The following is a 25884-nucleotide window of genomic DNA, read 5'->3' as shown; positions in this document are numbered from 1 at the left end:
AGGTACACCTAAACTCAAAACAGATAACGTTGCAAAACTTTTGGGCGGCGCATAAGGCAAGAGGTAAGAAATCAATAGCAAGAATGCCGCCAATGAATTGACAATAAACACCAATTTACCAAAGAACTTTAATGTCTTCATGTTACTATTAATCGTCCTTACTAGCCTCAAAGAGAAATTTCTTTTCTTTGGCAGTAAGACTGTCATAACCACTTTTACTGATTTTATCTAAGATAGCATCAATCTTTTTTTGTTTATCACTAGCATCAGATGTGGTCTTATGCTTTACTGTTTTGGATGAGGGCTTCCTGTGAACGGTTTTTAAGTTTGATTTTGGTTTAAACCAACCCATAAAGGCATCCATTAAACGTTCAAAACCTGTTCCGATATCTTTTCCTTTTTTTAAGTTAGCAGCGTAATAGTAACCCAACAGATAGCCTCCAATATGTGCTATATATCCGCCTTGATTAATACCCATTGTTAACCTTAAAACATCCATGGCCACAAAAAAGATCGCGATATGCATCCATTTTACATTAAAGGTATTAAACAACCTAATCTGGGAATCTGGCATATAAATGGCTATAAACATCAATAAGGCACTAACACCTGCCGAAGCACCAACCATAATACCATTTTTGGTACCAAATAAATTCGTCGGTAAAATATTAGAAACGGCCAAATAAGCAAGAGCGCCAAAGATAATACCTAGAAAATATATATTTAATACCATTTTGGTTCTAAAGAGATTAGAAGCCGTCCTTGAAAGGTAGAACAGAAAGAGCATATTGAACAGTAGATGCCAAATGCCCGAATGCAAAAATCCATAGGTAATAAGAGACCACGGCTGTAAAATAAAATCACCAAAACCAGAGGGTATTACAAAATACTTTACAACATTTAATCTAAAAAGACTGGTAAGTAAAACATCGATAATAAAAACAACAATATTAATGGTAATGATTTTACCAAAAACATCTAAATTGTTATACCTGTATTTTAAACTTTGAAATGTATTCATGTTTAATTCCAACGATATTTATCTTTTTCATTTTTCTTCCAAAAATACATCAATAAGAATCCTGTTAATGCACCACCAACATGCGCCATATAAGCCGTATTGCTCGGGCTAAAAATGGATTGACCCGATAATGCAGAAAACAAATCTAAAGCAATAATAGCCGGAATAAAATATTTTGCCTTTATAGGAATTGGCAAGAAAATTAACATCAATTTAGACTCCGGAAATAACATGCCAAAAGCCACCAAAACTCCCATAATAGCACCTGACGCACCAACCATGGTAGAATTAAAAGCGCTTACAAAACCATTGAACTTGTCTCCTAAAATGGGAACCCATCGCTTATCATACTGGCCTTCATTGAGAATACTAACTATATCTGTTTGGGAATAACCCGACTCTATTAATGCACCTAAACCAGTATTATACTGAAAGTATAAAAATGCAACCTGAATAATTGCTGCACCAAAACCAGAGAGTATGTAAAAAACAACGAACTTCCTTGTACCAAAAATTTGCTCTACAGCAGTCCCAAACATCCACAGCGCAAACATATTAAACAGAATATGTGCAAAACCACCATGCATAAACATATGTGTTAAAACCTGCCATGGTTGAAACATGGGATTTTTTGGGAAATATAAGGCAAACCACTCATAAAAGGATTGACCATTACCAATGGCCATTGTCCCAATAAACATGATAACATTAATAATCAATAAATGCTTCACCGCATCCGTAATTCCTGGTCTCATAAACTACATAAATTTCTTTTCAATATCATCTACTGACATTGTTATAAACGTTGGTTTGTTGGTTGGTGACATATTGGGTTCCTTACATGCAAATAAGCTATTCACCAAATGCTCTTGCTCTGTATGATTTAGTGCTTGTCCGCTTTTTATAGCCAAGCTCTTTGCCATAGACTTTGCCAATAAATCAGCAGCGCTAAAATTTGTGTCGGGTACATCATTCTCAACATCACTGATTAATTGCCCAAAAATAGAAGACACCTCACTTTCTGGAACCCCTACTGGTACTCCTGTTATCGTAATGTCTGTTTCTGACAGTTCCGAAAACGCAAATCCCGTATGCTCTAAATTTGTTTTTAAATCCTTAATGATTTTACTTTCGTTTGGTGTAAAATGCAATTGTAAGGGAAACAATAATTGTTGACTTGTGGCTTCCTTAATGGTAACGTGTTTTAGAAAATTTTCGTACAATACACGCTGGTGTGCTCTGTTTTGATTGATAATCAACATTCCAGATTTTAGGGTACTGACGATATATTTCTGTTGGAGTTGAAAGGTTGTTTTATTAGCTTCCACAGCATCACCACTAAAAATAGACTCGGTTTTTGGGTCACTTTCAAAGCTTACTGCACTAAATTCATCATCAGGATTATTCTCTCTAGATTCCAACCCTACATACAGACTCTCCCAGTTTGCCACTGGAGCCTTTTTAAAATGGGTATGGCCAGAAGATGTTGTTTTTTTTGGATTTTCAGTATCATCCGCGAACGGGTTAAAGCTTCTATCGACTTCAATAGTGGGTGCTTTACCAGCTTTATCTTTATAACTATAAGGCGTATTTAGACTACTTTGATGTTCGAAATCCAAAACTGGTGCGATATTAAACTGCCCTAAACTATGCTTCACTGCCGAACGCAAAATAGCATACAAGGTATGCTCATCGTCGAATTTAATTTCCGTTTTGGTGGGATGAATATTGATGTCAATGGTTTTTGGATCAACAGTTAAATTCAAAAAATAACTAGGATGGTAACCCGTTTTTAATAAGCCTTCAAAAGCTGCACTAATGGCATGATTGAGATATGGACTTTTTATAAAACGCTGATTGACAAAAAAGAACTGTTCTGATCTGGTTTTCTTCGAATATTCGGGTTTACCTACAAATCCCGAAATTTTCAACACTTCAGTTTCTTCTTCGACCGGAACCAGTTTTTCGTTGGTTCTACTTCCAAAAATATGTACCACACGCTGTCTGTAGTTTTCTTGTTGAAGGTGAAATAATTCACCGCCATTATGATAAAACACAAAAGCGATATTAGGATGTGCCAAGGCCACGCGATGAAATTCATCAGTGATATGACGTAATTCCACCGTATCGGATTTTAAAAAATTACGTCTTGCAGGAATATTGAAAAATAAATTCTTCACAGCAACCGACGTTCCTGTAGGCGTTACGGACACATCTTGTGATTTTACTTGACTTCCTTCAATTTCTATAGCAGTGCCCAATTCATCTTCTGGTCGTTTGGTCTTTAATTCTACATGAGCTATAGCGGCAATACTAGCTAGGGCTTCTCCCCTGAAACCTTTGGTATTGAGTTGAAATAAATCTTCGGCCGATTTTATTTTGGACGTGGCATGACGTTCAAAGCTTAAACGTGCATCGGTGACACTCATCCCCTTACCATTGTCAATCACTTGAACAAGCGTTTTACCAGCATCTTTTATAATGAGCTTTATTTCGGTTGCTTCGGCATCAATGGCATTCTCTAAAAGTTCTTTAACTACAGAAGCAGGTCGCTGTACCACTTCACCCGCTGCGATTTGGTTAGCAACATGGTCTGGTAAAAGTTGAATGATATCTGTCATTAGCTTTGAGGGAGGAAAATAGACAAGTCGAAACCAATTAAAAACAGAAACAGTAAAATTAAAATTCCAGCTATAATAAAAACACGTCTATTAACTGTATCATCTCTGTCATTCTGATACTCATCTAATGCCGCATTCAATTTTCCCTTTATACCTTTTGGTGGATTAATAGTCTTTCTGTATTTGTCAAACTTATGCTTTAATTCATAAGGACTTCCTTCACCTTTGTAATAGCGAGGTTTATAATTATATTTTCTATTTTTCTTCAATTTCATTAAACCCATAATGTCCTTATTTTATATAGCCATCAAGAATATACATTAAAACAAAAAGAGCTATAAGCATAATAATTAAGGCTGGTAACGAAAACAATCTACTTCCTCTTCGCTTGGTATTTCCCTTAATCTCACTCCACTTATGCTCCAAGTTGCCTTTCGACTTTACTTCTTCAGAATCCTGAAAACGAGGCTTATAACTAAACCGTTTATTTTTTCGTTGATTAAACAAGTGCTCTTGTTATTAAATACTTGATTAACTCAAATGTACTTAAAATACTAAGAAAAATTGCCTAAGGATTCCTTAAAATTATCAACAAAAAGGATGCCAAGCTTGGGTGTTGGGTGTTGGGTAAAAATAAAATACGCTGATAGCTAACCACTATTTACTAACTACTTAGTATCTTTCCGTAGTTGTGCCATTTTTATAGCGGCAATAGCGGCTTCGGTGCCTTTGTTACCATGCTTACCGCCAGAACGCTCTATGGACTGCTGCATATTGTTGTCCGTTAACACACAAAAGATAACTGGAATATCACCTTTAAGATTTAAATCTTTAATGCCTTGCGTAACACCCTCACACACAAAATCGAAGTGTTTCGTTTCGCCCTGTATCACGCAACCAATAACAATAATGGCATCTAACATGCCAGAGTCGGCATAAATACTTTTAGACATTCTGGCTGCTCCATACGTCAATTCGAAAGTTCCTGGAACATTCCAACGTACAATATTTTCTTTTAAAGCGCCGCAATCAATCAAAGCATCGAAAGCGCCTTGCCAAAGCCCCTCGGTAATGGTTGTATTCCATTCTGAAACAACAATCCCAAACCGAAAATCTTTCGCGTTTGGGATTGTGGCTTTATCGTAGTTCGATAAATTATGATTTGCAGTAGCCATGTTCTATAAGCTTGCTTCTACTTTTCCGATGAGTACATCAACTTGACTCGCCTCAGTTGAATCATCAAATTCAGACTTAATGCGGTTGAGGTAATCTAAGGCTTTAGCATTTTCTCCAAGATCTATGGCCACTTTTGCCGCTTTTAAAAGATACATAGGAGTCGTAAAGCTATTAACATTGGCTTTAAATGCTTTTTCGTAATATTCCAAAGCTTCAGTTGGCTGCTCTAATTGAACGAAAGCATCACCAATTCCGCCTTTTGCGATTGGCCCCAACATTTTATCATCGCTTGTAAAATCACTCAAATAAGTGATTGCGTTTTGATAGTCCTTAAGATTTAAATAGGCTATTCCAGCATAATAGTTAGCTAAATTAGCAGCTTGGGTACCACCATATTGATCAATAATATCCAGCATGCCATATTTGCCTTCACCACCATTTAATGCCATAGTGTACAATGAATCTGAAGAAATACCATTGGCGGCATCTTCAAAATACTTCTTAGCCTGGTACATTTCATTCATAGCCTCTTTTTGTTGCGGCTCTGCAATAAATCTGTTGTAACCTAAGTAACCTAAAACTACAAGGGCAATTACCGCTATAGCACCAATAATAATATTTTGGTTTTTAACAAACCACTCTTCCGTCTTGGAAGCGCCTTCATCCAAAGTATTAAATACCTCTGCCGTTGCTGAGTTCTCCTCTACAATGTCTTCCTTTTCCTTTTTAGTTTTTGGTTTATAGCCTCTCTTCTTATATGTTGCCATATCTTGTCTAAATATACTAACCTCAATATCAAATATTTAAGGCAATGATTTGAATTAACTTATATACAGACGCTTAACGTCGATATCTTAACCCTATCTTCTCATCTGCCGCAGCTGGAGCGAAGGCGGATTAATGCGTGCGCAAAAATAAAATTTTTATTGGGAATAACATCATATCTACCCTAAAATTACACGCCCAAAAATCGCTCTTTTTCCTTTATACTTCAAAATAACTATAAACCTTAGCATTGCTATACTTTCGCATTCTTTTTCGTCTAAAGAAAAAAATATCTGCTTTTTCTTCATACAAATTTAAAATAGAAATGATGTAAGCCGATTTATTTGTTATTTTTCAATAATTTGCGTGATTATTAATAGCATGAAAACTGCTCTAAACTCTGGGAATAGACATCATCTTTTATGATTCTAAACACATTATCTTTAGTTAATTACAAAAATTTTGAAAGTCAGGTTTTCGATTTCGACACCAAAATCAACTGTTTTGTTGGCGCTAATGGCATCGGAAAAACCAATGCGCTCGATGCTATTTACCATTTAGCCTTTGGTAAAAGCTATTTTAATCCTATCGCCCTTCAGAACATAAAACATGGTACTGATTTTTTTGTTATTGACGGTCATTTTACCAAGAACGAACGCCCGGAAAAAATTATAGTGTCGCTTAAACGTGGGCAGAAAAAAATCATCAAACGTAATGGAAAAGCCTATGAAAAATTTAGTGATCACATTGGCTTTATACCTTTGGTCATAATCTCACCAGCAGATCGCGACCTCATTATTGAGGGCAGTGATACACGCCGAAAATTTATTGATAGCGTTATTTCCCAAAGCGATAAAAACTACCTTATCAATGTTATCGCTTACAACAAAGTATTATCACAACGCAACGCTTTACTCAAATACTTTGCGCTAAATAACACTTTTAATGCAGATACCTTGGGCATCTATAACGAACAACTCGATACGTACAGTAAGGACATTTTTAAAAAGCGTGATGAATTCTTGAAAATTTTTATCCCGATTTTTAAGGAACGTTACGAAGCCATTAGCCAGAGCAAGGAAGTCATCGATTTAAAGTACAAAAGTGATTTATTCAATGGTGATTTAATCGATCTTTTACAAGCAAATCTCAATAAAGATAAAGCGCTACAGTACACCAGCGTTGGTACTCACAAAGATGACCTTATATTTCTAATTGATGATTTTCCAATCAAGAAATTCGGCAGCCAAGGGCAACAGAAATCCTTTTTAATAGCCTTAAAATTAGCACAATTCGATTTTATAAAACAACAAAGTGGTGTCTCTCCTATTTTGCTGCTAGATGACATTTTTGATAAGCTCGACGAAAATCGCGTAGCACAAATTATTAGCCTAGTAGATGATTCACACTTTGGACAGATTTTTATAAGCGATACACATGCCGACAGAACCGAAAATGTGGTAAAACAAATTCACCAATCCTATAAACTCTTCAAACTATAATGTCTACCTATAATAAAGCTCGAAATCTCATTGCGAAGCAGACGCTATCCGTCTGCTGTGACAATCTCATAAATTGTTACAAAGTAATATTATTGATTTCTTTATTGTTTTTGAGTAGCTGTTCTCAAAACCCTGAAACATTTATACAACATCTAGAAGGCTATTGGGAGATTGAAGAAGTCACTTTAGCCAACGGTACCAAAAAACAATATCGATTTAACGAAACCATAGATTACATCAGTATTAATGATAGTTTACAAGGGTTTAGAAAAAAACTAAAACCTGGCATCAATGACACTTACTTCACTACAGACGATGCAGAATCGCTCGTTTTGAAAATCGAAAATGACAGCTTAAACGTATATTACACAACGCCATATACTACATGGAAAGAAACCATTTTAGAAGCTTCAGCAACACATCTCAAGGTGAGTAATCAGGATAAAAACATTTATGTGTACAAACGGTATACGCCTATTGAATTAAACCTAGAATGAAATTCTTTTTTAAGAACAGTGTCATGTCAAACCTTATGTGAGACATCTCATTGTATTTTGGTCATTTAAGACTTTAATAATCAGAATTAAACATATCTTTAGTAAGGTTTGGCTGCGCAGAAACTGAGATTTAGCATCGCTGAACCTAAAGGTTTCTCAATCATCCCGATAGCTACCGGGACTCATTTCGAAATGACAAATGCTCTGAAGAATTTATAGAAACCAAAGTAACAGCAAATAATGGTGTCACTTCGAGTATTCTAACAGTTCCAAACAAACTTTCTCCTTTTGTTATAACCAAAGTCCTCCAAATTACCGACCTTTGTATATTGAGTAAAAATTGCCACCCCTAAGGGAAACAAAGCATGACAAAGCGTAACAATGATAATCGACCCATTGAAGAGATTCTCAAGGAGTTTGTTGAAACGAATAATTTACAAGCTGGTTTAGACAAAGTCAACGTGCGCGAAGCATGGGCAAATCTCATGGGCAATGGCGTTAACAACTACACCACAGCTATTGAACTAAAGCACGAAACCCTCTACGTACAATTAAGCTCTAGTGTCTTACGAGAAGAATTAAGCTATGGTACTGAGAAAATCATTAGTATGCTTAACGAATCCATTGGTAAAGACCTTGTAAAAAAATTAGTACTTCGATAAACATCGAACTGCTAAAGTTTTCAAAAATCTAAAAACCATGCTTCGAGCACATCGTATCTTTACAGAAAGCCATGATGAAATCCATTTTTTTATTGATTACTATATTCCTACAATCCATGACCATATTTCAATTTAACGCCGACAGTAATATTGATAATTGGAGAATTTTAGATGATGTGGTTATGGGCGGACGATCTGATGGTCATTTTAAAATCAATTCGGATGGCCACGGCGAGTATACAGGAAATGTATCTCTAGAAAACAACGGCGGCTTTTCATCCTTGCGTTATGATTTTGAAACAGTAAATTCTTCTAAATATTCTAAATTCAAATTGCGACTAAAAGGCGATGGCAAAATCTATCAATTTAGGGTAAAAGACAATCGCTATAATCGCTATTCTTACATCTATAAATTTGAAACCACCGGTGACTGGCAAACTGTAGAAATTCCGTTTAATGCGATGTATGCGTCTTTTAGAGGTTATCGTCTCGATATACCCAATTTTAAGGGTGATCAAATGGAAGAAATAGCTTTTCTAATAGGTAACAAGAAAAAAGAAAGTTTCAAACTGCTCATTGACACTATTAGGTTAGAATAATATTTGGTATTTTTAAGTGCAAATAACCATCACACTTAATGAAATACGCAAAACTCCTCCTCTCCTTTGTACTCACCATCGGCATTTTTTTCGTCTTAAACACCAAACTCGGCTCTATTCCACCTTTAGGAAAATTTTTAAATCCACTATCTGGCATATGGCAAAATGAAACCGATGAAACTATAACCGGAACCATAGCTATTCCTGGTCTAAAAGATAAGGTTACAGTGCACTACGACGAATACATGATTCCACATGTCTTTGCCCAAAACGAGCATGACTTGTATAAAGCTCAAGGCTACCTAACCGCCAAGCATCGTTTATGGCAATTGGAATTTCAAACACATGCTGCCGCAGGACGGCTCTCGGAAATCTTTGGTGAAGGTGCATTAAATTATGACCGCACTGAGCGTAGACGTGGTATGGGTTATGGTGCCGAACAAGCCATTAAATATATGGAACAGTACGATACCGAAACCTTGAGCTATGTTCAGGATTATGCCGATGGTGTCAATGCGTATATCGACCAACTCGACCCTAAAGATTATCCTGTAGAATATAAACTATTGGACTATACACCTGAAGCTTGGTCGCCCAAAAAAACGGCCTTACTGCTCATGTACATGACCAAAATGCTTGCTGGAGGTGATGACGATTTAGAGTATACCAATGTGCTGCGACTTATTGGTCAAGAGAATTTTGATCTGTTGTTTCCAGATTTCTTCGATAGTACCGATCCTGTGATTCCAAAGGACACCGATTGGAGCTTTATCGATGTTCCACAAACCGAATCGCCAGCTAGCAAAGTAGCAATATTAGATACCATAGCAGAAACCATCGAAAAACCAAATCCTGATAATGGTAGTAACAATTGGGCCGTATCAGGAACAAAATCTGCGACCGGAAATCCGATTTTGGCCAATGATCCACATTTAGGTTTGAATTTGCCAGCCATTTGGTTTGTGATGCAACTCAGCACACCAGAGCACAATGCCTTTGGCGCTACCATTCCAGGAGCTTTGAGTGTGATTTCGGGCTTTAACCAATACATCGCTTGGGGAGAAACCAATGCTACGCGAGATGTGATTGATTGGTACAAAGTAGAATTCAATGACGACCGCACGCAATACAACTACGATGGTGGTTGGAAAGACATCACCCTAAGAGTTGAAGACATTAAAATAAGAGGCAAGGAAAGCTATAAAGACTCCGTGTTATACACACATCATGGTCCTGTGGTCTATGATAAAAATTTTAAATCAGATGAAGAATTAGCGGGCTATGCCATGAAATGGATAGGTCACGAAGGCGGCAATAACCAACGTACGTTTATTGAACTCAACAAGGCCAAAAATTACGATGATTACGTCAATGCCTTAAAATACTGGAATGCGCCAGCACAGAATTTTGTATTTGCTTCCACTGAAGGTGATATTGCCCTTTGGATACAAGGAAAATTTGCCAATAAATGGGAAGGCCAAGGGAAATTTTTAATGGATGGAAGTAATCCTGAAAATGATTGGCAATCCTATATTCCGCAACAATTTAACGCACACACCAAAAATCCAGAACGTGGATTCGTTAGTTCTGCCAACCAACATCCAGTAGATGAAAATTATCCCTTCTATGTATTTAACGATGGGTATGAAACCTACCGCAACCGTGTGATTAACGACTTCTTTAATTCCAAGGATAGCTTTAGCGTACAGGATTTTAAGGATTTACATAACAATACTTACAATTTGAAAGCTGCTGAACTCGTACCTTATATGTTGGAACATATGGATGCTTCTTCCCTTTCTGAAGCGGAAAGAAGGATTTACGAGGAAATCAAAACATGGAACTTCAATAACGATATTGATGAAGTTGGGCCAAGCATTTGGAGACAATGGTACGGTAAATTGTATAACCTGACTTGGGACGAGTTTGATGTGGAAGATACGGCCATGGATTCACCCACAACCTATCAGACCATTTACCTCTTAAAAAACCATGGCGATCACGAATTTATGGATATTATGGACACTGAGGACACCACTGAAACGGCTAAGGATTTGTTTTTATTAGCCTTTAAAGAAGCCGCAGAACGACTGATGGAAATCAAGGAAGAAAAAGGCGACTATACCTGGTTAACCTACAAAGCCACTTATGCTGGTCATTTGTTACAAGCCTTACCTGCCTTTTCACGTTTTGACATTCCTATTGGCGGTGACCGTAATACTGTGAATGCCGCTTCTGAAAACCACGGACCATCATGGCGTATGATTGTAGAGATGACTTCACCACCAACCGCCATTGGTATTTATCCAGGTGGCCAATCTGGAAATCCTGGCAGCCAGTATTATGACAATTTTATTGACGATTGGGCGGCAGGCAACTACTACGACCTTAACTTTTTACAGTCCAATACAGCCACAGATGCAATTATTGGTACACAAACCTTAACACCAGCGACCAATGACTAAGAATATTACCAACTTTTTCGCGACGATTATTTTAGCAGCCGTTTTATCCTTTGTACTGCCTTGGTGGTCCATTATGACCGCAGCGTTGGCCACAGCTTTGTTTATTCCCTTAAAAAGAGCGGCCGTCTTTTTTATCCCTTTTTTGGCCATATTGGTATTTTGGGCAGGTTTTAGTTTTTTCTTAAGTAGTGGCAACGATTTTACACTCGCTAAAAAAATTGCCGTGCTTCTACCTTTAGGTGGCAACCCCTATCTCTTAATGCTGGTGACAGGCATCATTGGTGGTGTAGCCGCAGGGATAGCTGCGATTTTTGGGAAGCAAATCGTTTCAAGAACTAAAAAATAAGCATTGCATCTTTAATACAATGTATGGCTTTTATGAATTATTAAAGTAGTCGATAATCTTATAATTATTAGAAAATATGCTTAAGTATAATATACTATGTATTAGTCTTGCCCTATTAAGCTTTAATAATATGAATGCGCAAGAAGCTCCCTTAAAAGTTGGCATCATTGGTTTAACTCATACGCATGTACATTGGATCTTTGGCAGTGAACCACGAGGCGACATAGAAATTGTTGGTATTGTAGAACCTAATAAAGAACTCGCCAAGCGTTATGCAAAACAGTATAATTTTTCGATGGATTTAGTATACACGTCTATGGAAGACATGTTAAATAAAGTCAAACCAGAAGCGGTTACTGCTTTCGGAACCATCTACCAGCATTTAGAAGTCGTTGAAGCTGCTGCACCTCATGGTATACATGTGATGGTAGAGAAACCATTGGCTGTAAGTATGGAACATGCACTAAAAATGCAAGACTTAGCAAAAAAACATAACATTCACTTACTCACTAATTACGAAACGACTTGGTATCCAACGACACATAAAGCCTATGAGTTGGCGAAAAATGAGAAAGCCATAGGTGCTATTAAAAAAATCATGGTGCATGATGGGCACAAAGGCCCAAAAAGAATTGGTGTTAATGAAGAGTTCTTAGAGTGGCTCACAGACCCAATTCAAAATGGTGGTGGTGCCGAAGTCGATTTTGGATGTTATGGCGTTAATATTTTAACCTGGTTTATGGACGGGAAACGCCCAAATAGTGTCACTGCAATTTCACAACAATTACAACCAGAAAACAATCCAAAAGTGAATGATGAATCCATTATCTTGTTGCAATATGACAACACTGTAGCAGTCATACAAGGATCTTGGAATTGGCCTATCGGAAGAAAGGACATGGAAATTTATGGGGAAGATGGTGTAATTTATGCCGATAATAGACATGATCTTCGGGTACGTATTTCAGAAGGCTATGATGGCTTTAAAGAAGATACAACGACCTTAGAAGAACGCAAAGCCCCTTTTGATGATCCTTTCGCCTTTTTAGCTGCTGTGGTAAACAATGACATACAACTTAAAGCCTATGACTTAAACTCATTAGAAAATAACATGTTAGTTGTTGAAATTTTAGAGGCTGCCAAAAAAAGTGCTAAAACTGGGAAAACAGTTAAGTTATAGACTTGGTACTGTTAATACTACATCATAGTTTTCATAAAAATACGTAGTTCTACGTATGGTAATTAATACTTAATTAGAGTTATATTTAGAGAATAAAATACAGTAGGATTATCATAATGTTTTGTTTCATTTTTGTGTCTATCTGGAAAAATATAAATTGAAAATAAAAAACTTACATGGCATTAAGCTGGAATGAGATAAAGGACAGAGCTTTAAAGTTCTCAAACGAATGGGCAAATGAAACAAAAGAACGTGCTGAAAAAGATAGCTTCTGGAATGATTTTTTTAATGTTTTTGGAATATCAAGAAGACGCGTTGCTACATTTGAAGAACCCGTAAAAAAATTAGGTGGAAATCAGGGGTTCATAGACTTATTTTGGAAAGGTACTTTGCTCGTTGAACATAAATCCAAAGGCAGAAGCTTAGATAAAGCTTTTGAACAAGCTACAGACTATTTTCCTGGAATTGAAGAACACGAATTACCCAAATACATATTAGTTTCTGACTTCGCCAGAATCAAACTTTATGATCTTGATGAATGGTCAGAGCATGAGTTTCCTGTTTCAGAGCTTTACAAAAATGTAAAACTCTTTGGTTTTATAGCAGGTTACCAAAAAAGAACTTTTGAAGAAGAAGACCCTGTAAATATAAAAGCAGCAGAGTTGATGGGAAAACTTCACGATCAACTTGAAGAGTTTGGTTATGAAGGGACTTATTTAGAAGTTTATTTAGTGCGCTTGCTCTTTATTCTGTTTGCTGATGATACAAGTATTTTTGAACGTAATACCTTTAAAGAATTTATTGAGCTAAAAACAAAAGAAGATGGGAGTGACTTAGGTGCGCTAATGGCTCAATTCTTTCAAGTTCTTAATACACCTAAAGAAAAGCGACTTAAAAACTTAGATGAGGATTTAAATGAATTTCCCTTTGTCAACGGAAAGTTATTTGAAGAAATACTACCAATTGCTGCGTTCAATTCTAAAATGCGAAGTATTTTATTAGAAGCATCTGGTTTAGATTGGGGTAAAATATCACCTGCAATTTTTGGTTCGCTTTTTCAAAGTGTAATGAATCCAGAAGAGAGACGAAACCTTGGAGCGCATTACACATCCGAAAAAAACATCTTCAAACTTATAAAACCGCTCTTTCTTGATGAACTAAGAAAAGAATTTGAAAAAGTAAAATCTAGCTCAAAAAAACTCAAAGAATTTCATTACAAACTTTCAAAATTAAAATTCCTTGACCCAGCTTGTGGTAGTGGAAATTTCTTAATCATTACCTATAGGGAATTAAGATTACTAGAAATTGACATTTTACGCGAACTTTTTAAAAAAGGCGAACAGGTTTTAGATGTTTCCTCAATACTTTGGTTAGATGTAGATCAGTTTTATGGGATAGAATATGATGAGTTTGCGGCAAAAATTGCTGAAGTTGCCATGTGGTTAATCGACCACCAAATGAATATGCGTGTGTCAGAAGAGTTTGGGCAATACTTTATACGCTTGCCACTAAAAAAAGCTGCTAAAATAGTACATGGTAATGCTTTGCGTAACAACTGGGAAGATATAGTATCAAAAACCGAACTATCCTACATCATAGGTAATCCGCCTTTTTATGGTAAATCTTTGCAAACCAAAGAGCAAAAAGAAGATATGAAGTTAGTCTTTGGCAATGTAAAAGGTGCAGGGATTTTAGATTATGTTGCTGCTTGGTATATGCTTGCATCTCAATATATTAAAGGCACACAAATAAAGGCTGGTTTTGTGTCTACAAATTCTATAACACAAGGTGAACAAACGGGTATTCTGTGGAATGAATTATTAAATAAATATAATGTAAAAATACATTTCGCACACACCACCTTTAGCTGGACTAATGAGGCAAGAGGAAAAGCAGCAGTACATTGTGTTATTATTGGCTTCGCAAATTTTGATACTAAAAGCAAAAGCCTATTTGTATATGACGATATTAAAGGTGAACCACAAGAAAAAAAGGTTAAAAATATAAATCCATATTTGGTTGAGGCTAACGATTTGGTAATTCTAAAACGAAGAAAACCTATTTGTAATGTTTCTAATATTTCGTTTGGGAGTATGCCTAATGATGGTGGAAATTTTTTGTTCACAAATGAGGAAAAAATTGAATTTTTGAAGTTAGAACCCAAAGCAAAACCTTTTATGAAACCTCTAATTAGTGCTCACGAATTTTTAAATGGTAAAAAACGTTGGTGTTTATGGCTAGTTAACGCAAAGCCAACAGAATTAAGAGTTTTAAAAGAGGTACAAAAGCGTGTTGAAAATGTAAAGAATCTACGATTAAACAGTACACGTGCTGCAACACAAAAATTGGCAGCTTTCCCAACGCTTTTCGGTGAAATTAGACAACCAGATAATGACTACATTTTAATTCCTCTTCATTCAAGTGAACAAAGAAAATATATCCCTTTAGGATTCAAAACAAAGGACGAAATAGCAAATAATTCTACCAGTATAGTTCCAAATGCTAATCTATTTGAATTTGGAATCCTTCAATCTGGTATACATATGACTTGGGTAAAATATACTTGTGGTAGGATCAAGAGCGATTATAGATATTCAAACGAAATGGTTTACAACAATTACCCTTGGCCCATAGACCCAAGTGATAAAAATAAAAAGGCGGTAGAAACAAAAGCACAAAAGGTTTTAGATGTTAGAGCTAAATTTCCAGAAAGTAGTTTAGCAGACCTTTATGACCCATTGACCATGCCACCAAAATTGGTAAAAGCTCACCAAGCTTTGGATAAAGCAGTTGACTTATGCTATAGACCACAAGCTTTCACTAATGAAAACGCTCGTATTGAATACTTGTTTGACTTGTACAATCAATACACAAAACCATTGTTGGACGAAAGGAGAACGAAAAAAAAGAAATAAAATATCCGATGACATTTCAAGATTTTTACGATGATTAACCAAATCAACGTTTATAATCCATTGTTATGTTATTAAAAAATCTAAAACCCTCCCAAATTAATTATGTATTCGTTTTAGCACTCATCCTTTTCAGTGTCCAAGCCTGTAGCGATGACGACGACGGATCCGATGATCCACAGCTATTAACTGAAAACGTTACTATTGGCGCTCAAGCTACATTTTTAAGAGTCGATGATGTGGACACCTCCACAAATTCGGCTATCGTTAATCTTAGTTCACTTAACATTTCTCCAGGTGATGTCATACGTCTTAAGACCATCGGTACTTATATTAACAGTCCAACAGGAAGTACCAGGGATAGTGCTGCTGGTGTGTTTTCATCATCTAATTTATTACTCGGTAGTAGCGAACTCAACAGAGTTGTGGATGCCATTGATGCTGGTACAGACAACGTGACTGAGAATACCTTTGAAGAAGATCAAGTTACCGATATTCCTGAGGATTTTAGGATTGACGAAAATCAAATTCAAATTACGGTACCAGCAGGTGCACAATTTCTATTCCTTGGTGTTGCTGACAGTAAGCTATCGGACAATATGCAATCCACGGAGGGTTTTGCTATAGAAATACGATATTAGAAAAAACCCTATCTAAAATTGGAGCCATCATAGATTCAAACAACACAATCGTAGATTTGGCAAAATCATAACGCGGCTTTAATCGCAACTTTGTATCATAATCTTTAATACTATAATCATGAATACAAAAACAGCAATTATTACAGGAGGCAGTCGTGGACTGGGCAAAGACATGGCGATTAGCCTCGCCAGAGAAGGAGTGGATATTATATTTTCGTATTACAGTAATACCACAAAAGCAGAAGACGTCATCAGTGAGATTAAGGCCTTGGGGCAAGATGCCAAAGCCTTTCCTTTCGATGGGAACGACCACAAAAGTGGACAAGCGTTTATGCAGAGTGCAACCAACTATCTTAAAGAAAAAAACGATAGCCCAAACTTCGATTATTTGATCAACAATGCAGGAACTGGCACTTTTAATATGGTGGCGCATACTACGGAAGATCAGTTTAATGAAATGATGAACGTGCATCTTAAAAGTGTGTACTTTATGACACAAGCCGCATTACCGTTTTTAAATACTGGTGGTCGTATCATTAACATTTCGAGCGGTTTGGCACGTTTTAGCTTGCCAGGTATGTCTGCTTATGCCGTTATGAAAGGCGCCATTGAGGTCTTTACACGTTATTTGGCTAAAGAGCTAGGCGACAGAAAAATCACGGCCAACACAGTAGCACCAGGAGCCATTGCAACTGATTTTGCAGGTGGCAGCAACAAACAGGAAGACAAGGTTAAAATGATAGCCAGTGTCACCGCTTTAGGTCGTGTAGGCGAAGCTGAGGACATAGGAGGTGTCGTTGCCTTTTTATGTTCGGATAATGCTGGTTGGATCAATGGACAACGTATAGAAGTGTCTGGTGGTATGTTAGTGTAAGCTAATGAAGAACAAGGATATCTGAAAAGTTTTCGCTGCTGTAACTTCCGATAAACGAAGTCATGTCGAACACTTCGTCGACGCTCAGTGCAGGCAGTGAGACATCTCATAAAATAGCATAAAGAAGAATCATACGATTTGGCTACGCTAAGTCTAACGGCTTTGCGTCACAGAATTTAAAGATTTAGCTTCGCCGAACCTACAGATTTCTCAATCGTCCCGATAGCTATCGGGACTCATTTCGAAATGACATAGGGGAATACCTTTCAGACATCTCTGTTCTTTTTATTAAATTTAAAATAATACTAAATTGCTGTCACTTCGAGTGTTCCAACGTGAAGCGTTGGGACGTATCGAGAAGTCTTGTTCAACTAAATTTCTTATTTTCGGTACATCCTGACGTTACTCTTCGATGCTTCGACTGCATTTCGACTGCACTCAATGTGACACGCTCAATGTGACACGTTTAGCACAGGCAAGCTCAGTAATCACAGTCAGGATACTCGAAGTGACAAATATCAATAACATATCATGAAACACATCACACGTTTAAAAAAAGTAGGTGACTACCATAAACTGGCCCAATTGCCAGCGCCAGAACATCCATTAATTAGCTTGGTCGATTATTCTAAAGTACGCTACATAGATGGTATTAGCAACATGACCTGGACGCAAGATTATTATGTTATAGGTCTTAAACGCAATATTCCCTATAAATTTTTCTACGGCCAACAGGAATATGATTTCGATGAGGGCGTCATGACCTTTATTGCACCCAACCAAGTGCTGAGCGTAGGCAACAATCCTAATGTTGGCCACACCCCTTCGGGTTGGTTACTATTGATTCACCCAGATTTTATGTGGAATACCATTTTAGCCGAAAAAGTGCAACGCTATGAGTTCTTCGGTTATGGCATCAATGAAGCCTTGTTTTTGTCCGAAAAAGAGGAAATGATGATGGGCAACTTACTTCAAAACATTCAACGCGAATACCAATCGAACATCGATAAATTCAGTCAAAATATCATCATCTCCCAAATTGAACTTTTGCTCAATTATGCCGAACGGTTTTATGAACGGCAATTCATTACCCGAAAGATTGTGAATCATAAAATCCTTAACGATCTAGAAACCCTTTTAAAAGGGTATTTTAAAGATGAATCCTTAATCGACAGAGGCTTACCGACCGTACAATGGGTGGCAGACAACCTTAATTTATCACCTAATTATTTGAGCAGTATGCTAAAGTCCTTAACGGGTATGAGCACGCAACAGCACATCCATCAAAAACTGATTGAAAAAGCAAAAACACAATTATCAACAACGACCTTATCCATCAGCGAAATTGCCTATAACCTTGGTTTTGAGCAACCAGCGTCTTTTACCAAATTGTTTAAGAGTAAAACAGAGATGTCGCCTTTAGAGTTTAGAAAAACATTTAACTGAAAGTTTAGAGATAAAGTCTATCTTTATGGTATAATTTCTAACTATGAATCCTTCGGCTAGCGGCTGGATAAAAAAACTACTTGTAGAGGTTTCTGAAACATCTTGTGCTCAGATGGAAACTTCGCAGTTTTACAATAGACTAAAACAAACAGGATTCATTTACGGAAGCAATGTCAGTGTGATATTAGACATTGCAAAACCCTTTGATTTTACGGATGAAGAACGTTGCAAGATCAATTTATTGGTCACCTACTATTTTATTCACGAAAATGAAAAGTGCCAAGAAAACCTTACGGATAGCCTTATTAGATTTTACAAAGCGATAAGCAATAAAAGACGTTCCTTTTTTGATGAATTATTTGGTGATAAATCGTCGGATAGTTTGTTGGAAAAAATGATTCACAAACGCATTAATATCGATGATAATTTTATCACTAAAACCTTCAATTATTTTTTGATCAATGCCTTATTATTTGTAGATATTTTGGGCTATCAACGCTTTTTAAAAGACGAAACCAACATTAGGGCTTATGTGAATAATCTTGAATCGGCTTTAGAAACCATCATCTTCTCTGCCATTGACGTAAAATCTGAAAAAACCATATACGATACTAATCTTATACGACTATTTGAGGACTCGGTTCGCCATAAAAAATCTGAATTGCCGTCTTACAATGATGCCATTTCATTTATTACAGAACCGCTAGAAAAATTATACCTCATCGATTTGGTCTGTATGGCCTCATGGAGTGATAAGGTAATCGATAAGGAAGAACGAGAGTTTTTAAATCGCCTGAAAACAGATTTAAAGTTGCATCATAGCGACATCACAAAATCTGTTGATGATATCAACCGCTTTTATGCAAAGCATAAGGATGATGTAGCATTTTTACGCTCTAAGAACTTAGCCCAAAGTTTTTATGATAATAGCAGTAAGGTCGTCTCTAAACTCATTAAGCGCAACAGCAAACGATTGATCAAAGAGCTTTCTGAAAGTAAGGAAGCGATGTGGCTTTTAGCACAGTCCACGCAACGTTCTTTGACTAATGAAGAACAGAAAAAGATTCAATCGCAACTTCTGGATATCTTTAAATCCATTCCAAGTTTGGCTATTTTTATGCTACCTGGCGGTATGATTCTGTTGCCACTTTTTGTAAAGTTTATCCCCAAACTATTACCCTCTGCATTTGACGACAACAGGATTGAGAACGACAAAGTGTAATCGGTTATGCGTTTTGACAAGTGTTGTCATGTCGAACCTTGTGTGAGACATCTCATAAAAACAGCGTATGAGATTGAGCATCGCCGAACCTAAAGATTTAGCCTCGCCGAACCTAAAGGTTTCTCAATCGTCCCGATCCCGATAGCTATCGGGACTCATTTCGAAATGACTATTAGAATACAGTCACATTCTGAATAAATAACACCTCAACTGTAACATTTCGACAGAATTGATTACACATAGGTATAATTTTTAGCTATGATTACTAATTATTACATGTTGCTTAATATCGACCAATCCACCGATTTAGAAACCATTAAAAAAGCCTTCAGAAAAGAGATTGCGATTTATCACCCTGACAACAATCCATCACCTGAAGCCAAAGAAAAGTTTGAACAACTTGTAGAAGCTTTCGACATTTTATCAAACGAAGATAAACGTCGCGAATATGATAAGATGCTAGCCTATGAAGCTACGAATAAGCCTGTTATTATTGAACAAAAACAACAGTACGAAGATTGGCAAAAAGAGGCCAAAAAGAAGTCTAAAACATATGAAGGTATCGGCTTAGAGGAGCTTTTACTCCTCGACATTTTTTTACTGAATGGTGATTTTTTGGACGGTCTTCTTTCTGGTACCGACGAACTTCTTGATGGTATTGGAGATATCTTTGATTTATTCTAACCAGTTTTTAAAGTCTTTTACCCGCTCTCTTGCCACAATAACGTCTTGTTCCTTATAATGATTCAGTTTAATCTGAAGTCTGGAGTTGGTATAACTGATAATGTCTTTTATGGCATTGATATTAACATAAAACTTTCTACTGATTCTGTAAAACATATGTGGCTCTAGTTCGTCCTCTAGCTGGTCTAGCGTCTGATCTAAAAGGTAATTTCTGCCTTCAACGGTATGTACATAAGTGCCTTTGTTTTCACTATAAATACATTCTATATCTTCAATATTAATCAACTTTAAATGTTGACCTACTTTTACCGAAAATCGTTTTTTATATTCACGTTCAATCGGGTTCACCAATAGCTTTTTAATATCGTTAAAATCTAAAGTAACGGATTTTTGTTGTTGCGTAGTGCCTTTATATTGGCTTATTGCGGCTTTAAGTTCGTCCTCATCAATGGGCTTAAGCAAATAATCTATACTATTGAGTTTAAACGCTTGTAAAGCATACTCATCATAGGCTGTAGTAAAGATCACTGCCGAATTGATCTCTATAGCTTCAAAAATTTCAAAAGATAGGCCATCACTCAACTGAATATCCAAAAAGATTAAATCCGGATGTTCATTGGTTTCAAACCAAGCTATGGATTCTTCAACAGAATGCAAAAGTGTTTCTGCTTCAACATCAAAGGATTTGAGCATACGTTGCAATCGCCGTGCTGATGGTTTTTCGTCTTCTATTATAATCGTTCTCATAGTTTTACTTTTTTACCGTTTTTCCAGATGATTTTAGAGTTGTTAAGGGTGTTGATATTTTCGGTAACATCACCATCAACCAAAATTAAATCTGCAATGAATCCTGTTTTTATATATCCTGTATTTTCTAAACCAAAGGCTTTTGTAATATTACTCGTTCCTGCTTTTAGGACTTCAATATTTGAAAGTCCAGATTCCCCTAAAAGTTTTAATTCCTCATATAAATCCGTACCGTAATTGATCCCTAAATTTGGTGGATCTGTTCCTGCGAGAATGGGTATACCTATGTCATGAAGCTTTTTAATTTCGGCAAGTAATTGCTTTTTGGTCAAATACGTTTCAGCATCTTCACCTAAACTTTCAATAGCCTTTAGTATTGTTAATACCGTTGGGATTACAAAAAAATCCTTTTCTTCGGATAACTGTTTTAGTTGCGACTTATCCATTTCCTGGTCTCTCCAAATATGAACTAGTCCATCAGCATCTTTGCTTAAAACATCAATAGCATCCTCTAATCTACTGACATGAACTACAGCAATTTTTCTAGCCTTGTGTGCCTCTTTAATGAGTTCTGAAACTATTTCAATAGACAATGTTTTTCGCCATGGTTCTACAATAATCTTAATATAGTTTACATTGGCCTTAACCCGATCTTCAACAAACTTCTTGGCATCTTCTGGCTTTGTTAATGTCGGTACAGGAAAACCATATTGTGTGCCGTGACCCTCTGGTGCTGTTGCGGCATAACCAGACACGTAATACCTTGCAAAATTTGTGGAGTCTTTTAGTTGTTTTAACATGATCTGATAGTTTTCCAAACCGTGCATGTCCATAACGTTTAAAACACCTGCCTTGGCAGCTTCAGTTAATGAGTTTGGAGCCCAAGCATGCACATGGGCGTTAGATAAGGCTGGAATGAGTGTTTTGCCCTTGCCATCTATGACTTCATCCTTATCGGTAGGTTGAATGGTTTTTGAAACCTCTTTTATAATACCATCTTCAACCTTAACCGAAACGGACTCGATGATTGATTCTCCATCAAAGAGCTTTACGTTTTCAATGATAAAGGAATTCTGAGCATTTCCAATACATATAGAAGTTATAAGAACTAATACTATTTTTAATCTATGCATAATTCGGTTTTTTTTACCTACTGAAAATTGCAACTGGCTACTGAGCTTACTCCCAGTTGCGTTCTTCTTTATCCATAAACTCTTTGATCTTCCGTTTTTCCCAATCCTTACCGAAAAAGAAATCTGGTCCAAAAACACCCAAAAAATGAAAGAACAATCCTATTCCCCAAAATGTAGCTGTAGCATAAGGTCCAAATCCATTAAACCCTGCATTAACACCAATAAGGATAATTAGAAAAATGTTGACCACAAGATATACTGCAAAATGCCAGTAAAATCCAATTATGGAATCGACCTTCTTCTTAGCTCTTAAATATGCTTCTTCTTTTCTAAAATCTGAAACCTCATCTTTGTCTTTATAAGGTTCTATGCTATACTTTTCCATGTTATTATTTTTTTGAATCTTTAGACAATTCTTTTTTCATTAACGCTTCTATTTTACGCTCTTCCCAAGCGCTGCCAAACTTAAAGGACATGAAATGCAATATGAGAAAGATACCCCAAATACACCAAACGCTAAGTACGTTGATGCTGATTAATTCATTGGTAAAGCTTTCCCAACTATCTAAATCATTCCATACTTTAATTAGTGTAATACCTATATTTACCAACACATATACGATGAGATGTGTGTAAAAACCTCGCTCTTTTTCGACCCTGTTTTTGGCCTTTATGTAGTTTAGATTAGAATCTTGATATTTCATGACTTAAGTTTTATTTCCAACGATTTTTTTCTTCTTCCTGACGCATATATTCTTCAATTTTGCGTTCTTCCCATTTGGCTCCAAAAGCACCTTCATCGACATACACTCTATACGCTTGAAAAGCTAAGCTAATGCCCCAACCAAAAATTGGAAACCAGAACCATTGAATGGTATGCTGTGAATATTTATACCATATAAAAATTAAAAAAGGTATAACAAGGACATAAGCAATTAGGCTGTAATAAAATGCTTTAAGTTCTTCTACACGTTTACGTGCTCTAACGTAGTCGTCATTAAGACGTTCTTGTGATTTTTGTGCTGCTCTCATGATTGATATTTGTTTTGTGAGCATAGGAATTGCTACTGCAAAATCCGTGTCTCTTTGATTGATATAGACTTTTCGTTCTGTAAGTAGTTTGTAGCGTTGTTTAATATTCTCTAAACCTACACCACTACCCTTCTTTACGATTTGTTTTGGTTGAAGATTATTCATCACTACCAAATGATTTCCATCTTCGTATATTTTTATGTGTAATGGTTTACTTGTGGTTACCATATTGTGTTTCACAGCATTTTCTAAAAGCAACTGTAGGGACAAAGGCACCACTTTACTTTCTGGGTTTGAAGCCTTATCTGGAATCTCGAAAATAATGCTGTCTTCAAATCGCATTTTTAAAAGCGACATATAGGTTCTTGCAAAATTCAATTCTTCATCTACAGTTACTAGTTCCTTATTTTTCTGCTCTAGCACATAGCGATAGACTTTAGACAAGGCGGTTGTAAACCTTTGGGCACTATCTGGATTCTCTTCAATTAAACTCGTTAATACATTTAAGCTATTAAATAGAAAATGTGGGTCTAACTGATTCTTTAAGGCATCGAACTTGGCACTTGCAGTACCTGCTATAACCTTTTGCTCCTTAACCTTAGTTTTTTGTGATTCCTTGTAATAATAAATAGCATGAAAAAAAATAGATATAGCCAATGTTATAAATAGTGCACTCAGGTAGTATCGCATGCGCTCACCCGCAACAAATTCTAACCAACTTTCACCTTCAACGACGAGTCCAATGAAGATACGTACAAAAAAGATGGTGATCAGTGATATTATTACTGAGCCTATAAACCCTATAACAAAACGGTATTTAACATATTTTACCCAAACTACTTTCTGATTCAAATAATCAAAAAAATAAACATTGACAAGGGTTAAGGGAACAGAATAAATGATGTAATAAGAAAACATCCTTAAGAACTTCTTATCAAAAGTAATGGTAGCACCAGAGAAATAGCGAATCAATTGATCGACAGTCATAAGCACTATCGCTACTATTATTCCCTTAATTACCGTTTTAAAAAATTCTTTCATTGTTTTCTATATTAAAATACTATCCTTTGCATTGTGCTAAAGTCTTTTCAGCACGTTCCTTCCCCCAATTTGGATGAAAATCGCTCTTTGGTTTAAAGGTATCAAAAAGTTCAATAGACGCTTCAACATCCTTGCAATAAGGTGCTGGATCCTTTCCGAAGTACCTAGCACTCCCCATATCCCAATCGGCTTTACAAAATGCGGCTCTAGGATTTGTCGGATCTAACTTTACGGCCTCAGCATACAATTGGGCAACCTTTGCCGAATACTTCATTCCATAAGTTCTACCATCAAACGCCACCCAATTGGTATAGATCTGTGCTTGCATCACTAAAAGTTCTACGTTATCTTCACTTTTCATCATGGCGATATCGAGGTGTTCTTGCGCTTTTTCAAGTTGAGCCTTTATAACGGCTTCGTCTTTTTCATCCCAACTTTTTAGACTATTCATTTGTGCAATGTAATAGTTAGGCAACCATTCGTCTGCTTCGGCATTAGCAATGCGTTCAAACATATTTTCAGCCTCGTCCCATTTATCAGCGTTCCAAAATTCAAAGGCTTTGGTCATGCCTTTTTCAAAATTGGTCTGTGATTGCGTTATTCCAGTCACGACCAACAAAACGACTATAAATAAATTCTTCATGTGTTTATTGGTTAAAGTGTTATGGTTATTGTTTTATCTGATTTTAATTCGAACTTCGCATCTTTCCATTTTGGAGGTCCCATAAAGCCCGTAGCACCATTTGAGCATCCATAATCTTCTTTTGGGATACCTATAAAATTGCTGTCTAACTTACCATTGTCATTTTCATCATGAAAAATGGAAACAGCGTAAGTGCCCTCTGGGATGTTTTCGAAAGTTACCACACATCCATTGTTACTGATGTCGCTCTTAGTACCTTTAAATGTCTTGTCCAAAAAATCTGATGCGTTATCGTAAACTGCTATCAACATTTTGCCATCGTTATTATCGGCATCTTCAACTTTTACGGTTAAGCTATAAGATTCCTGTGCTTGCGAATGAAAGGTGAAAATGCTTATGATGAATAAAACTGCAATTTTTACTAGTGTGCCCATGTGTTTTGTTTTTGTTAGTACAAATATCCGACACATTTGAAGACTTTTAAAACGTGACTAACCGAATTGTAATATTTCAATGACGAATTGTAATTTTTTAAAGTCCCTTTAAAAAGAGTAACTTAGTAAGGACTTTTAATACTAATCTAGTAGCTAAACTTAAATTGGTATACAACAAACCGTCAAGATGTACTTCGACGAGCTCAGTAGAACTCTCGAGAACATGATTTATAGACTAAAT

27 protein-coding genes are annotated in these 25884 nt (G+C 36.4%); 13 read left to right on the top strand and 14 right to left on the bottom strand.

The window, feature by feature from the left end; all coding sequences use genetic code 11:
* Positions 1–148 precede the first annotated feature (148 nt).
* The 7 genes from Q0972_RS17905 to Q0972_RS17875 all read right to left on the bottom strand — a co-directional run bounded on the left by Q0972_RS17905 (position 149) and on the right by Q0972_RS17875 (position 5585).
* The gene (locus Q0972_RS17905) at positions 149–1021 is read right to left on the bottom strand and encodes a rhomboid family intramembrane serine protease (RefSeq protein ID WP_299368774.1); all 873 of its coding nucleotides are present in this window, start codon (positions 1019–1021) and stop codon (positions 149–151) included.
* A gap of 2 nt (positions 1022–1023) precedes the next feature.
* Positions 1024–1776: a rhomboid family intramembrane serine protease gene (locus tag Q0972_RS17900; RefSeq protein ID WP_299368771.1), complete on the bottom strand. Its 753-nt coding sequence runs from the start codon at positions 1774–1776 to the stop codon at positions 1024–1026.
* A gap of 3 nt (positions 1777–1779) precedes the next feature.
* Positions 1780–3642, bottom strand: coding sequence for a DNA mismatch repair endonuclease MutL (gene mutL / locus Q0972_RS17895; RefSeq protein ID WP_299368768.1), 1863 nt, complete (start codon positions 3640–3642; stop codon positions 1780–1782).
* Complete coding sequence (locus tag Q0972_RS17890) at positions 3642–3917, bottom strand: riboflavin synthase subunit beta (RefSeq protein WP_367182416.1); 276 nt, start codon at positions 3915–3917, stop codon at positions 3642–3644. Before Q0972_RS17890 ends, mutL begins: the two co-directional genes overlap by 1 nt.
* 16 nt (positions 3918–3933) lie before the next feature.
* Positions 3934–4149 (bottom strand): hypothetical protein, encoded by a 216-nt coding sequence (locus Q0972_RS17885; RefSeq protein ID WP_299368763.1) that lies wholly within the window; start codon positions 4147–4149, stop codon positions 3934–3936.
* A 161-nt stretch (positions 4150–4310) separates the two neighbouring features.
* Positions 4311–4817 (bottom strand): 6,7-dimethyl-8-ribityllumazine synthase, encoded by a 507-nt coding sequence (gene ribH / locus Q0972_RS17880; protein ID WP_299368760.1) that lies wholly within the window; start codon positions 4815–4817, stop codon positions 4311–4313.
* Between the two features lie 3 nt (positions 4818–4820).
* Positions 4821–5585: a tetratricopeptide repeat protein gene (locus tag Q0972_RS17875; protein WP_299368758.1), complete on the bottom strand. Its 765-nt coding sequence runs from the start codon at positions 5583–5585 to the stop codon at positions 4821–4823.
* Between the two features lie 420 nt (positions 5586–6005).
* Here Q0972_RS17875 and Q0972_RS17870 point away from each other — a divergent pair, with 420 nt between their 5' ends.
* The 13 genes from Q0972_RS17870 to Q0972_RS17810 all read left to right on the top strand — a co-directional run bounded on the left by Q0972_RS17870 (position 6006) and on the right by Q0972_RS17810 (position 20613).
* A complete protein-coding gene (locus Q0972_RS17870) occupies positions 6006–7085 on the top strand; it encodes a DNA replication/repair protein RecF (protein WP_299368755.1) in 1080 nt (359 codons plus the stop codon).
* Positions 7085–7582: a lipocalin family protein gene (locus tag Q0972_RS17865; protein WP_299368753.1), complete on the top strand. Its 498-nt coding sequence runs from the start codon at positions 7085–7087 to the stop codon at positions 7580–7582. The genes Q0972_RS17870 and Q0972_RS17865 overlap by 1 nt, the downstream gene beginning before the upstream one ends.
* A gap of 365 nt (positions 7583–7947) precedes the next feature.
* Positions 7948–8244, top strand: a complete 297-nt coding sequence (locus Q0972_RS17860; RefSeq protein ID WP_299368751.1) for a DUF721 domain-containing protein — start codon at positions 7948–7950, stop codon at positions 8242–8244.
* A 71-nt stretch (positions 8245–8315) separates the two neighbouring features.
* Complete coding sequence (locus tag Q0972_RS17855) at positions 8316–8843, top strand: CIA30 family protein (RefSeq protein ID WP_367182415.1); 528 nt, start codon at positions 8316–8318, stop codon at positions 8841–8843.
* A gap of 38 nt (positions 8844–8881) precedes the next feature.
* Positions 8882–11308 (top strand): penicillin acylase family protein, encoded by a 2427-nt coding sequence (locus tag Q0972_RS17850; RefSeq protein ID WP_299368749.1) that lies wholly within the window; start codon positions 8882–8884, stop codon positions 11306–11308.
* Positions 11301–11654, top strand: a complete 354-nt coding sequence (locus Q0972_RS17845) for a hypothetical protein (protein WP_299368746.1) — start codon at positions 11301–11303, stop codon at positions 11652–11654. The genes Q0972_RS17850 and Q0972_RS17845 overlap by 8 nt, the downstream gene beginning before the upstream one ends.
* Positions 11655–11784: 130 nt before the next feature.
* Positions 11785–12834 carry a Gfo/Idh/MocA family oxidoreductase gene (locus tag Q0972_RS17840; protein WP_299368743.1) on the top strand — a complete coding sequence of 350 codons (1050 nt, stop codon included), beginning with the start codon at positions 11785–11787 and terminating at the stop codon, positions 12832–12834.
* A 176-nt stretch (positions 12835–13010) separates the two neighbouring features.
* A complete protein-coding gene (locus tag Q0972_RS17835) occupies positions 13011–15749 on the top strand; it encodes a DNA methyltransferase (RefSeq protein WP_299368741.1) in 2739 nt (912 codons plus the stop codon).
* Positions 15750–15814: 65 nt separating this feature from the next.
* The gene (locus Q0972_RS17830) at positions 15815–16387 is read left to right on the top strand and encodes a hypothetical protein (protein ID WP_299368738.1); all 573 of its coding nucleotides are present in this window, start codon (positions 15815–15817) and stop codon (positions 16385–16387) included.
* 118 nt (positions 16388–16505) lie between these two features.
* On the top strand, positions 16506–17261 hold the full coding sequence (locus Q0972_RS17825) for an SDR family oxidoreductase (RefSeq protein ID WP_299368735.1): 756 nt from the start codon (positions 16506–16508) through the stop codon (positions 17259–17261).
* A gap of 531 nt (positions 17262–17792) precedes the next feature.
* Positions 17793–18707, top strand: coding sequence for an AraC family transcriptional regulator (locus Q0972_RS17820; RefSeq protein WP_299368732.1), 915 nt, complete (start codon positions 17793–17795; stop codon positions 18705–18707).
* Positions 18708–18750: 43 nt separating this feature from the next.
* On the top strand, positions 18751–19929 hold the full coding sequence (locus Q0972_RS17815; RefSeq protein WP_299368729.1) for an LETM1-related biofilm-associated protein: 1179 nt from the start codon (positions 18751–18753) through the stop codon (positions 19927–19929).
* A gap of 258 nt (positions 19930–20187) precedes the next feature.
* Positions 20188–20613 carry a DnaJ domain-containing protein gene (locus tag Q0972_RS17810; protein ID WP_299368726.1) on the top strand — a complete coding sequence of 142 codons (426 nt, stop codon included), beginning with the start codon at positions 20188–20190 and terminating at the stop codon, positions 20611–20613.
* Here Q0972_RS17810 and Q0972_RS17805 read toward each other — a convergent pair.
* Genes Q0972_RS17805 through Q0972_RS17775 form a run of 7 tightly spaced genes read right to left on the bottom strand, consistent with a single transcriptional unit; the run spans position 20605 to position 25643 of the window.
* Positions 20605–21360, bottom strand: coding sequence for a LytTR family DNA-binding domain-containing protein (locus Q0972_RS17805; protein WP_299368723.1), 756 nt, complete (start codon positions 21358–21360; stop codon positions 20605–20607). The two genes, Q0972_RS17810 and Q0972_RS17805, sit on opposite strands and share 9 nt — an antisense overlap.
* Positions 21357–22493, bottom strand: a complete 1137-nt coding sequence (locus tag Q0972_RS17800) for an amidohydrolase family protein (protein ID WP_299368720.1) — start codon at positions 22491–22493, stop codon at positions 21357–21359. The genes Q0972_RS17805 and Q0972_RS17800 overlap by 4 nt, the downstream gene beginning before the upstream one ends.
* Before the next feature lie 46 nt (positions 22494–22539).
* The gene (locus Q0972_RS17795) at positions 22540–22878 is read right to left on the bottom strand and encodes a 2TM domain-containing protein (RefSeq protein WP_299368717.1); all 339 of its coding nucleotides are present in this window, start codon (positions 22876–22878) and stop codon (positions 22540–22542) included.
* Between the two features lie 4 nt (positions 22879–22882).
* Entirely contained in the window at positions 22883–23197 is a 315-nt protein-coding gene (locus Q0972_RS17790; protein WP_299368715.1) for a 2TM domain-containing protein, read from the bottom strand.
* Positions 23198–23207: 10 nt separating this feature from the next.
* Entirely contained in the window at positions 23208–24566 is a 1359-nt protein-coding gene (locus Q0972_RS17785; protein WP_299368712.1) for a histidine kinase, read from the bottom strand.
* Between the two features lie 19 nt (positions 24567–24585).
* Entirely contained in the window at positions 24586–25209 is a 624-nt protein-coding gene (locus Q0972_RS17780) for a hypothetical protein (RefSeq protein WP_299368709.1), read from the bottom strand.
* A gap of 11 nt (positions 25210–25220) precedes the next feature.
* Positions 25221–25643 carry a DUF2141 domain-containing protein gene (locus tag Q0972_RS17775; protein ID WP_299368707.1) on the bottom strand — a complete coding sequence of 141 codons (423 nt, stop codon included), beginning with the start codon at positions 25641–25643 and terminating at the stop codon, positions 25221–25223.
* Between the last annotated feature and the right edge of the window lie 241 nt (positions 25644–25884).

Source organism: Winogradskyella sp. (genome assembly GCF_028282165.1).
Classification (GTDB): Bacteria; Bacteroidota; Bacteroidia; order Flavobacteriales; family Flavobacteriaceae; genus Winogradskyella.
Note: the sequence above shows the minus strand (reverse complement) of the source record. Positions and strands in the feature narration are given on the sequence as shown.

Excerpts from the sequence above, each read along its gene's own strand:
- Q0972_RS17900 (WP_299368771.1), bottom strand. The coding sequence starts at position 1,776 with ATGAGACCAGGAATTACGGATGCGGTGAAGCATTTATTGATTATTAAT.
- Q0972_RS17780 (WP_299368709.1), bottom strand. The coding sequence starts at position 25,209 with ATGAAGAATTTATTTATAGTCGTTTTGTTGGTCGTGACTGGAATAACG.
- Q0972_RS17860 (WP_299368751.1), top strand. The coding sequence starts at position 7,948 with ATGACAAAGCGTAACAATGATAATCGACCCATTGAAGAGATTCTCAAG.
- Q0972_RS17850 (WP_299368749.1), top strand. The coding sequence starts at position 8,882 with ATGAAATACGCAAAACTCCTCCTCTCCTTTGTACTCACCATCGGCATT.
- Q0972_RS17820 (WP_299368732.1), top strand. The coding sequence starts at position 17,793 with ATGAAACACATCACACGTTTAAAAAAAGTAGGTGACTACCATAAACTG.
- Q0972_RS17840 (WP_299368743.1), top strand. The coding sequence starts at position 11,785 with ATGAATGCGCAAGAAGCTCCCTTAAAAGTTGGCATCATTGGTTTAACT.
- Q0972_RS17870 (WP_299368755.1), top strand. The coding sequence starts at position 6,006 with ATGATTCTAAACACATTATCTTTAGTTAATTACAAAAATTTTGAAAGT.
- Q0972_RS17855 (WP_367182415.1), top strand. The coding sequence starts at position 8,316 with ATGATGAAATCCATTTTTTTATTGATTACTATATTCCTACAATCCATG.
- Q0972_RS17785 (WP_299368712.1), bottom strand. The coding sequence starts at position 24,566 with ATGAAAGAATTTTTTAAAACGGTAATTAAGGGAATAATAGTAGCGATA.
- Q0972_RS17795 (WP_299368717.1), bottom strand. The coding sequence starts at position 22,878 with ATGGAAAAGTATAGCATAGAACCTTATAAAGACAAAGATGAGGTTTCA.
- mutL (WP_299368768.1), bottom strand. The coding sequence starts at position 3,642 with ATGACAGATATCATTCAACTTTTACCAGACCATGTTGCTAACCAAATC.
- Q0972_RS17845 (WP_299368746.1), top strand. The coding sequence starts at position 11,301 with ATGACTAAGAATATTACCAACTTTTTCGCGACGATTATTTTAGCAGCC.
- ribH (WP_299368760.1), bottom strand. The coding sequence starts at position 4,817 with ATGGCTACTGCAAATCATAATTTATCGAACTACGATAAAGCCACAATC.
- Q0972_RS17790 (WP_299368715.1), bottom strand. The coding sequence starts at position 23,197 with ATGAAATATCAAGATTCTAATCTAAACTACATAAAGGCCAAAAACAGG.
- Q0972_RS17830 (WP_299368738.1), top strand. The coding sequence starts at position 15,815 with ATGTTATTAAAAAATCTAAAACCCTCCCAAATTAATTATGTATTCGTT.
- Q0972_RS17875 (WP_299368758.1), bottom strand. The coding sequence starts at position 5,585 with ATGGCAACATATAAGAAGAGAGGCTATAAACCAAAAACTAAAAAGGAA.
- Q0972_RS17800 (WP_299368720.1), bottom strand. The coding sequence starts at position 22,493 with ATGCATAGATTAAAAATAGTATTAGTTCTTATAACTTCTATATGTATT.
- Q0972_RS17810 (WP_299368726.1), top strand. The coding sequence starts at position 20,188 with ATGATTACTAATTATTACATGTTGCTTAATATCGACCAATCCACCGAT.
- Q0972_RS17905 (WP_299368774.1), bottom strand. The coding sequence starts at position 1,021 with ATGAATACATTTCAAAGTTTAAAATACAGGTATAACAATTTAGATGTT.
- Q0972_RS17865 (WP_299368753.1), top strand. The coding sequence starts at position 7,085 with ATGTCTACCTATAATAAAGCTCGAAATCTCATTGCGAAGCAGACGCTA.
- Q0972_RS17835 (WP_299368741.1), top strand. The coding sequence starts at position 13,011 with ATGGCATTAAGCTGGAATGAGATAAAGGACAGAGCTTTAAAGTTCTCA.
- Q0972_RS17805 (WP_299368723.1), bottom strand. The coding sequence starts at position 21,360 with ATGAGAACGATTATAATAGAAGACGAAAAACCATCAGCACGGCGATTG.
- Q0972_RS17775 (WP_299368707.1), bottom strand. The coding sequence starts at position 25,643 with ATGGGCACACTAGTAAAAATTGCAGTTTTATTCATCATAAGCATTTTC.
- Q0972_RS17825 (WP_299368735.1), top strand. The coding sequence starts at position 16,506 with ATGAATACAAAAACAGCAATTATTACAGGAGGCAGTCGTGGACTGGGC.
- Q0972_RS17815 (WP_299368729.1), top strand. The coding sequence starts at position 18,751 with ATGAATCCTTCGGCTAGCGGCTGGATAAAAAAACTACTTGTAGAGGTT.
- Q0972_RS17890 (WP_367182416.1), bottom strand. The coding sequence starts at position 3,917 with ATGAAATTGAAGAAAAATAGAAAATATAATTATAAACCTCGCTATTAC.